At 67.9% G+C, this 8,592-nt stretch carries 9 protein-coding genes; 3 read left to right on the top strand and 6 right to left on the bottom strand.

What is annotated here, in order from left to right; all coding sequences use genetic code 11:
- A partial coding sequence (locus EOA23_RS35845) for a hypothetical protein (protein WP_189341735.1) occupies positions 1-392 on the top strand: 392 nt, incomplete at its 5' end.
- A gap of 88 nt (positions 393-480) precedes the next feature.
- Here the strand turns inward: EOA23_RS35845 and EOA23_RS28270 are convergent.
- The 6 genes from EOA23_RS28270 to hemC all read right to left on the bottom strand — a co-directional run bounded on the left by EOA23_RS28270 (position 481) and on the right by hemC (position 6,625).
- Positions 481-1,197 carry a glutamine amidotransferase gene (locus EOA23_RS28270; protein ID WP_127306575.1) on the bottom strand — a complete coding sequence of 239 codons (717 nt, stop codon included), beginning with the start codon at positions 1,195-1,197 and terminating at the stop codon, positions 481-483.
- Positions 1,198-1,215: 18 nt separating this feature from the next.
- A complete protein-coding gene (locus EOA23_RS28265) occupies positions 1,216-1,695 on the bottom strand; it encodes a TerB family tellurite resistance protein (RefSeq protein ID WP_127306574.1) in 480 nt (159 codons plus the stop codon).
- A gap of 33 nt (positions 1,696-1,728) precedes the next feature.
- Positions 1,729-3,300, bottom strand: a complete 1,572-nt coding sequence (locus EOA23_RS28260) for a heme biosynthesis protein HemY (RefSeq protein ID WP_127306573.1) — start codon at positions 3,298-3,300, stop codon at positions 1,729-1,731.
- A 10-nt stretch (positions 3,301-3,310) separates the two neighbouring features.
- Entirely contained in the window at positions 3,311-4,780 is a 1,470-nt protein-coding gene (locus EOA23_RS28255) for a COG4223 family protein (RefSeq protein WP_127306572.1), read from the bottom strand.
- Positions 4,781-4,986: 206 nt separating this feature from the next.
- A complete protein-coding gene (locus EOA23_RS28250) occupies positions 4,987-5,700 on the bottom strand; it encodes a uroporphyrinogen-III synthase (protein WP_127306571.1) in 714 nt (237 codons plus the stop codon).
- 1 nt (position 5,701) lies between these two features.
- Positions 5,702-6,625, bottom strand: a complete 924-nt coding sequence (gene hemC / locus EOA23_RS28245; protein WP_127306570.1) for a hydroxymethylbilane synthase — start codon at positions 6,623-6,625, stop codon at positions 5,702-5,704.
- A gap of 212 nt (positions 6,626-6,837) precedes the next feature.
- Between hemC and tsaD the strand changes: the two genes are divergently transcribed.
- Together tsaD and EOA23_RS28235 are read left to right on the top strand one after the other, a co-directional pair.
- Positions 6,838-7,923 (top strand): tRNA (adenosine(37)-N6)-threonylcarbamoyltransferase complex transferase subunit TsaD, encoded by a 1,086-nt coding sequence (tsaD, locus tag EOA23_RS28240; protein WP_189341736.1) that lies wholly within the window; start codon positions 6,838-6,840, stop codon positions 7,921-7,923.
- A partial coding sequence (locus EOA23_RS28235) for an NAD(P)H-dependent glycerol-3-phosphate dehydrogenase (protein WP_127306568.1) occupies positions 7,920-8,592 on the top strand: 673 nt, incomplete at its 3' end. The genes tsaD and EOA23_RS28235, both read left to right, overlap by 4 nt.

Raw genomic sequence — 8,592 nt, 5'->3', positions numbered from 1 at the left:
CTGGCCTCATTGCAGTGTTCGGGCTGGGGATGGTCAACATCGCCGGCTTCTACGCCCTGCAGGTGTCCATCGGCCAAGCATGGGCGGCCGCCGCCGTCGCCCTGATCGACATTGTGATCGCCGCCATAGTGCTGCTTCTCGCCAGCAAATCCAGGCCCGGACCGGAACTCGACCTCGCCTTCGAAGTCCGAAAAATGGCTGTCGACTCCATCGAGGCGGACGCGCGTGACCTGAAACTTACCGTCGAGGCAGTCGGCCAGGAACTCAAGAACGTCAGGGCGAACATAACCGAACTCGCGCACAATCCGCTGGATGTCGCCGCGCGAAAACTGCTCGTCCCCGCGGTCCTGTCAATGCTGAAGGGAATGCGATCCAGGAAGGAGCAGGCCTGACGATAAACGCCTGCTCAATCGCAACGGCAGATGCGGGATAAGTTGTCTTCGGGCAAACTCGGCCGTTCGACGCAATTTGGCCTTCGCCCTACCCCGCCGCCGGCCGACCGAAAATCAGCCCCAAAAACTCGGCTAACCAGCGCTTGAGGTGCATGTCCCAGATCAGTCGGCCGCCGAGATGGTCGCGGCCGGGCTGGGCGCCGGGGAGCTCGAAGCGATGCGCGCCGCGCACCACCCAGCGATGCATCATTATCCGGGTCAGCTCGCCATGGAACTGGATACCCCAGGCGTTCTCGCCGTAACGAAACGCCTGGTTGGGATAGGTTTCCGCCGTCGCCAGCAGCGTCGCTTCCTTGGGCAGCGAAAAGCCCTCGCGGTGGAACTGGTAGACCATTTCCGGCCAGTGCAGCAGCTGCTTGCCGGCCTCGGTCGCCTTCAGCGGATACCAGCCGATCTCGACCAGCCCATCGCCATGGCCCTCGACCTTGCCGCCCAAATGGTTGGCGAGCATCTGCGCGCCGAGGCAGATACCGAGGAACGGCCGGTTTTCCTTCAGCGGGATTTGCAGCCAGTCGGTCTCGCGGCGGACGAACTCGTCCTCGTCATTGGCGCTCATCGGCCCGCCGAACACCACCACGCCGGCATGATCATCCAGCGTGCAGGGCAATTCGTCGCCCAATGGCGGCCTGCGGATGTCGAGATCGAAACCTTCTTCCAGCAGCATATGGCCGACGCGGCCGGGGCTCGACGTCTCCTGATGCAGCACGATCAGGATTTTTGGTCTCGGCCTCGCTCTGGGTGGCATGGAAGGCGATGGGTCCCGCTATTCGTCGCTCGACTTGCCCCGCGCGCCGGGCACCTGCGCCGCCGCCTTGCGGCGCGCCTCGATGCGGTCACGGCGCTCGACGCCGATCAGCTCGGCGACCCGCCAGACGGTGTTGTCCTCCAGCTCGTCAAGCTCGCCGTCGGCATAGACGATTTCCCACATCAGGCCGATGAAGGCCTTGCGCGCCTCGGCGTCGAGATCGCGCTTCAAGACGCTGGTGAAGGCGTAGAGGTCGATCGCCTCATTGTCGGCGCGCTCGCCGGCCGCGGCCAGCGCGTCGAGCTCGTCGCCGCTCACCGAATAGGTCTCGGCCAGGATCTGCTTGAAGCGCTCCCATTCGACGTCCTGGCGCACGCCGTCGGCGTTCATCACATGGTAGAGCAGCGCCGAAGCCGCGACGCGCGGATCGTCGGCGCTCGGCTTGGCCTCGCCGCCTCCCGGCAGGTCCCTCAGGAAGGCCAATACGCGCTCGAACATCGATGTTTTTTCCCTGCCCGCCAAAACCCTACCTCAGAACAAACGAAACCGGCGCGGCGATTTTTCCGCTTCCTCTTCCGGCGCGACACCCGGATCGTCGGGCAGAGGCGGTAATTCCGAACCCCGCCCGGCGGTTTCAGCTTCGCTGACATCTTCCGTAACAGCCGCGTCCTTCTCGCCGCCATTCGCCGGCAAGGGCTTCTCGACAGGCGCGTCCGCAACAATGTCGATCGCCTTTTCAGCGGGTGCTGCGGCGGGCGGCGCAGCTGTGATCGCCGGCACCGCGGCGTCCGTCTCGCTGTCGATCAGCTGGCCGAGCCGCTCCATCGGCGCGCGCCAGGTGAAGGCGTCGAGCTTGCCGGTGACCGGCGACACCGGCGCCCAGCGCTCGGAGATGACGCCGTCCGCCACCCAGGCCGGATCGCGCGGCGCACGTACGGCTTTGGACAGCAGCTGCCTAACCTTGCCCTGGTCGCCGGTCTCGGCTTCCTCGATATCGGCGAGCAGAAGATAGGCGCCCTCGCGGCGATCCATGCGGATCGCGGCCTCCGCCTCGCGCCGCGCGGTGGCGAAGTCCTGCGCGTCGAGCGCCGCCCGCGCCACGGCCATGGACGACTCGGCGTGGTTCCTCTTCAATTCCTGCAGTTTCTTCGCCCGGTTGAGACGGTCGAGCACGGCGTCGCCCGGCCGCGCATGCGTGTAAAGCTCGGCAATGTCGGGATGCGGCTCGGCCTTCCAGGCGGCTTCCAGGATCTTGGAGCCCTTGCGCACGTCGTTTTGCCGGATAACCAGATCGGCGGCGATCACCGCGGCCGGCGCGAAATCGGGCGCCAGCTTGTTGGCCTCGAGCGCCGCGGCGCGGGCCGCGTTCGGATCGGTGTCGACCAGCGCCTGCGCCTTGGCCGTCAGCAGCACGGCGCGGCGGCGGTTGGCGGCATCGCGTTCGATCTGCCTGGTCGATTTCTGCGCCTCGACCAGCTTCAGCGCGCCGTCCCAGTCGCCACGTTCGGTCAGTTCCTCCAGCGTCGACTCCGCCGCCCAGGCGAGCTGCGGCGCCACCGCCGCCGCGCGGCCGGCGTAATGGCGCGCGGCGTTGCGGTCGCCGAGCCGTTCGGCCTCGAGATAAAGCCCGCGCAGGCCGAGCAGCCGCATCTCGGGATCGTCGAGCATGCGCTCGAATTTCTCGCGCGCGCCTTGATGATCGCCCTCGAGCAGCGAGGCCTGTGCGTCGAGCAGGTTGATCAGCGGCTCCTGGTCGGCGCTGATGAGCTTCGCCGCTTCCTTGGTTTTCTTGCGCGCCAGCGCTCCGTCGCCGGCGCCGGCCGCGATCATGCCGGTCGACAGCGCCTGGTAGCCGCGATCGCGGCGGCGGACGCGGAAATAGCGCGAGATCGTGTAGGGGCTGTTCCACAGCGACTTGATCAGCCACCAGACGATCATCACCGCCGCGACGACGGCAACGATCGCCACCGCCGCCACCATCAGCGTGACCTGATACTGATAACCGCTGAAGGTGACGAGCATCTCGCCCGGACGGTCGGCCAGCCAGGCAAAGCCCAGCCCCAGCGCGAAGACGACGGCGAGGAAGGCGAGAAGGCGGATCATCTGTTCGTCCTCACGCCTTCGTCGCGCCGGCAATCAGCGCTTCGAGCTGCTTTTCGACTTCGAGCCGCGCCTTCAGTTTGCCGGCAAAGTCGGCGCCGGCGGCCTTTGAGGCGTCGGGCAGCGTGTCATACTCGCTGAGCGCCTTGGCGTAGTCGCCCTGGTTGACCGCCACTTCCATGCGGGCGACGGTTTCGGGCGCGCCCTTGCCTTCAACGCTGCCGACCGGCCGCACCTTGACCAGCGATTCCGCGCTCGACATCAGGCTCTGGAAGAAACCGGCATCCTGGTCGACGGGCTTTGCCGCCTCGACCATGGCGTTTGCGGCGGCCTCGGCCTCCGACGCGATGGTGGCGCGGGTCGGCACGCCCTTGTCGGCATAGGAGCGCAGCGCCGCGAGCTCGGGCGCGTCCGGCGCGATGGCCGCGAAGGTGTCGAGCTCGGTCGCGAAGGGCGCGCCGCGGTCAAGCGCCGACTTCAGCGCCGAGGCGGCGATGGCCAGCGCGATCTTGGGCTGCGAGGCCTGCGCCTCGACCTTGCCGTAAAGCTGCGACACGGACTGCTCCAGCGCCGCCACCCGGCCATCCTCGGCCTTGGCCGCGTCGCCGGTCGATTTCACCAGAGCGTCGAGCCCGGCGATCTTCTCGTTGAGCGGACCGAGATCGACGGGTGTCGCGTTGCCGTTCTTCTGCAGATCGGCAACGGCGGTCTCGATCTGGCCGACCTTGTCGGCGAGCGCCTTGAGCGCGGCACTGTCACCGCCTTGCCCCGCCGAGGATTTCAGCGCCGTCACATCGGACTTGACCTGCTCGATCGCCGTGGACAGACCCTCGACCTTGGCGGAGACTCCCTTGTCGCCGCTTTCCTTCAGCGCCGCGATCTCGCTTTTCAGCGACGCGATCTCGCCATTGACGCCTTCGAGCGATCCGCCGTTCGATCCCGGCGCGCCAAGCAGGCCGACCGCCTGCAGCAGGCCGGCGCCGGCAAGCGCGATCACGCCGCCGATGACGCCGGCGGCGATGGCGCTGACGCCGGTTCTCCGCGACGGCTGCGGCGCGCGATCCCCGCCCCGTGCCTCGCTTCGCGTCTCGCTTGATTTCGCTGCCGAGGCGCCGGCGGCCGCAGCGGATGCGTCCTCGAAATTGTAGTCGAAGCCCTGGGGCTGGCTCTTCGGCGCATCGGAGCCGCCTGGATACGGTGCCTCGGGCTCGCCTTTGCCGGCTTCGGGCTTTTCGGCCGCCGCCTGGGCGACGTCGCTATGCTCCCACGGCTCGATATCGGCCTGCTCGGCATGGATCGGCTCTTCCGGCGCCTCCGGCTGCGAAGCGGCCGCGGCTTCTTCCGCCTTCGCCTCGTCGGTCTGCGCGGCCTTGGCCTTCGCGGCATCCTCGTCGGTGATTCGCGAGACGGCGCCGGGCTCGAGGTCGATGGTCATCGGCTCGCGCCGGGTCTTCGAATGTCGCATCTTCGGCGTCTTGACCATGCTTGGGCTCCGCAAAATGGCTTGGGGATGGATCGAAGGGTCCAGAGCGTCAGGATGCTCTAGCACATCACCAAGCGGTGAAAAGGGGCGGTGTGATGACGCGGCTTAGAGCAATTCCAGGAAAAGTGTGAGCGGTTTTCCGTCCGGAATTGCGTAAAGACAAAGAGCTAGGGCATTTCACCGTTTCCGTGAAACGGCGAAATGCCCTAGCGCGGTTGCGACAAAAGCGCGAGCAACGCGTCTTCCTCAGGCTGGGATGCAATGCGGACCCTGCTGCCGGCAATGCCTTCCATCGGCTGGCCGACGCGCGTCGAGAGCGCCAGGAACTGCGTTTTTTCAAAGAGGTACCATAGCGTCGGCCGCGCCATCAGGCCGACCAGCGCTGCGCCGGCCTTGGCTGAGTAAAGCAGCGCGGCCTCGACCGGCTGGCCCGACAGGACGGCGACCACCTCGGCATCGCCATAGTCGACGCCTGTCGTGTCGTAGGTCTCGATCGGCTGAACGTGCGCGCCCGCCGCCGCGAGCCGCCGTTCGAACGTCGGCAACCGAACGCGGCCGCACAGATAGACGATCGCCTTGCCGGCAAGGCCGCCGGCGATGGCGTCGGCCAGCGCCTCGGCATCGCCCGGACCTTCCGCGACCGATAAAAATCCCGCCGCGCGGCAGGCCTCGGCCGTCCGTTTGCCGACCGCGTGGCATGGCAGGCCCGCAAGCGACGCGACCAGCGGCTTTGGCGCATGCCGCACCGCACTGGCGCTGGTGACCGCAACCGCGACGGCATCGGCGCCGATGCTCGCCTCGACCGGCACTGCCCTCGTCGCGGTCAGCGGCAGCAGGACAGGCTGGAATCCCAGGGCTTCGAGGCGTCGTGCCGTGCGCGACGCGCCGGGCTCCGGCCTCGTCACCAGGACGCGGACCATGTCAGGCCCAGCCGTCGAAGAATTCAGCGCCGGCCCTGGCGCGGACAGTCCGCGCGGCGTCGAGACCGATCTCCGCCGCGTCTGCGGCCTCGCCCTCCAGCCGTACCTCATGCGATTGCGTGCCGTCTGGCGAGATGATCAGCCCGGCGAAGGACAGTTTTTCGCCTGCTACCGTCGCATGGCCGGCGATCGGCGTGCGGCAGGAGCCGTCGAGCGCGGCGAGGAAGGCGCGCTCGCAAGCGAGCGCCTGGCCGGTCGGCACGTGATGGATCGCCGCCAGCATTTTTTCGACGTCGCGGTCGCCGATGCGGGTTTCGATGCCGATCGCGCCTTGCCCCGGCGCCGGCGGGAACTCCTCGAGCGACATCAGGTCGGTGACGACATGTTCGAGCCCGAGCCGCTTCAGCCCGGCATAGGCCAGGATGGTGCCCTCGGCGATGCCCTCGTCGAGCTTGCGCAGCCTTGTTTGCACATTGCCGCGGAAGATCACCACCTCGAAATCCGGCCGCATGCGGCGAAGCAGCGCCTGGCGCCTGAGCGACGACGAACCGACCACCGCGCCATGCGGCAGGTCGGCGATCCGCTTCACCCGCTTGCCGATGAAAGCGTCGCGCGCGTCCTCGCGCGGCAGGAACGTGACAAGCTCCAGCCCGTCGGGCAGCACCGTCGGCATGTCCTTCGACGAATGCACGGCGATGTCGATGCGGCCGTCGAGCAGCGCTTCCTCGATTTCCTTGGTGAACAGGCCCTTGCCGCCGGCTTCCGAGAGCGGCCGATCCTGGATGCGATCGCCGCTGGTGGAGATCGCCACCACCTCGAAGGCCTGCTCGGGCAGCCCATGCGCCTGCATCAGCCGCGCCCGCGTCTCATGCGCCTGGGCCAGCGCCAGCGGGCTGCCGCGTGTTCCGATTTTCAAAGTTTGCATGGCGCGCGGTCCGTGATAACCCCCGTCCTTGGCCGAGGTCTGTCGAGATTCAGGTCAGGCCGCGCCGAAAATGGTGGGTTCCGAGAACCGGAGCGGAGCGTACTTGAAGTACGTGCGCACCGGAAGCGCAGGAACCCGTCATTTGCAGGCCGGCATCACCTGAATATCGATAGACCTCTGGTGATACAATCTTTGAGGCTAGCGACCAATTGATCCGCGTTCTGGGCATTGAGACGAGCTGCGACGAGACGGCGGCCAGCGTTGTGGCGCTGGATGGCGGCGGCGCGCCCGAAATCCTGTCCAACGTGGTGTTGAGCCAGATCGAGGAGCATGCGGCCTTCGGCGGCGTCGTGCCGGAGATCGCCGCGCGCGCCCATGTCGAGGCGCTGGACGGCATCGTCGAGGCGGCACTTGAAGATTCCAAGGTGTCGCTCGACGAGGTCGATGCGATCGCAGCAACGGCAGGGCCCGGCCTGGTGGGTGGGCTGATCGTCGGCCTGATGACGGCGAAGGCGATCGCCGCCGCCGCCAACAAGCCGCTGATCGCCATCAACCACCTCGAAGGCCACGCGCTGACGGCGCGGCTGACCGACGGTCTCGACTTTCCCTATCTTCTGCTGCTCGTCTCTGGCGGCCATACCCAGATCGTCGCGGTGCGCGGCGTCGGCGACTACCAGCGCTGGGCGACCACCATCGACGATGCGCTAGGCGAAGCCTTCGACAAGACGGCCAAGATGCTCGGCCTGCCCTATCCCGGCGGCCCGAATGTCGAGAAGGCGGCAGCGACAGGCGACGCCGGCCGCTTCGCCTTCCCGCGCCCGATGAAAGGCTCCGCGCATCCGGATCTCTCCTTCTCCGGCCTGAAGACGGCGGTGCGCCAGGCAGCGACCGCGATCGCGCCGCTGAGCGATCAGGACGTCGCCGATATATGCGCTTCCTTCCAGGCGGCGGTGGCCGACGCGCTGGGCGACCGTGTCGGCCGCGCGCTTGCCCGCTTTCGCCAGGAATTTCCCGATCAGGCAAAACCGGCGCTGGTCGTCGCGGGCGGCGTTGCCGCCAACCGCACCATCAAGGCGACGCTTGAAGCGCTTTGCGCGCAAGCCGGCTTCGCCTTTGTCGCGCCGCCGCAGAAACTGTGCACCGACAATGCGGCGATGATCGCCTGGGCCGGCATCGAACGCCTGCGCGCCGGCATCGCCGGCGAGAACAGCGCCGACTTCGTGCCGCGTTCGCGCTGGCCGCTCGACAGCGTTTCGACGCCGATGGTCGGCTCGGGCCGGCGTGGGGCCAAGGCATGAGTGCCAAGCGAACGAGCGGCAGCAAATCCGGCAGCGGCTGGCGCGTCGCGGTGCTGGGTGGCGGCGCCTGGGGCACGGCGCTGGCGCTTGCCATGCTGCGCGCCGGCCATGATGTCCGGCTCTATGCGCGCGACACCGAAACCGTCGCCGCCATCGCTCGCGGCGAGAACCCACGCTATTTGCCCGGCATCAGCATCGAGCCCGGCATCGCGGCCACCAGCGATATGGCGGCCGCGCTCGACGGTGCCGACTGCGTGCTCGCCGTGACGCCGGCGCAGTCGCTGCGCGCCGTCCTGGCCACCGCTCGGCACCATGTGCCTCGGGGAGCACCGCTGGTGCTCTGCGCCAAGGGCATCGAGCGCGACACTGGCGCGCTGCTCTCGACGATTGTCGAGGTAAGCCTGCCCAACAATCCGGTCGCAGCGCTTTCCGGTCCGAGCTTCGCCAGCGATGTCGCGCGCGGCCTGCCGACGGCGGTCGTGGTCGCGGCCCGCGAGGCGGAACTGGCGGCCGACCTTGCCGCCCGCTTCTCGGCCGAGAACCTGCGCTGCTATTCGAGCGACGACCTGATTGGCGTCGAGATCGGCGGCGCGCTGAAGAACGTCTTTGCCATCGCCGCGGGCGCCGTCACCGGCGCGGGCCTCGGCGCCAGCGCCCAGGCCGCCATGG

It is taken from the genome of Mesorhizobium sp. M2A.F.Ca.ET.042.01.1.1 (assembly GCF_003997405.1).
Taxonomy (GTDB): domain Bacteria; phylum Pseudomonadota; class Alphaproteobacteria; order Rhizobiales; family Rhizobiaceae; genus Mesorhizobium.
The sequence above is the reverse complement of the archived record's forward strand: the minus strand, read 5'-3'. Positions and strand labels throughout refer to the sequence as shown.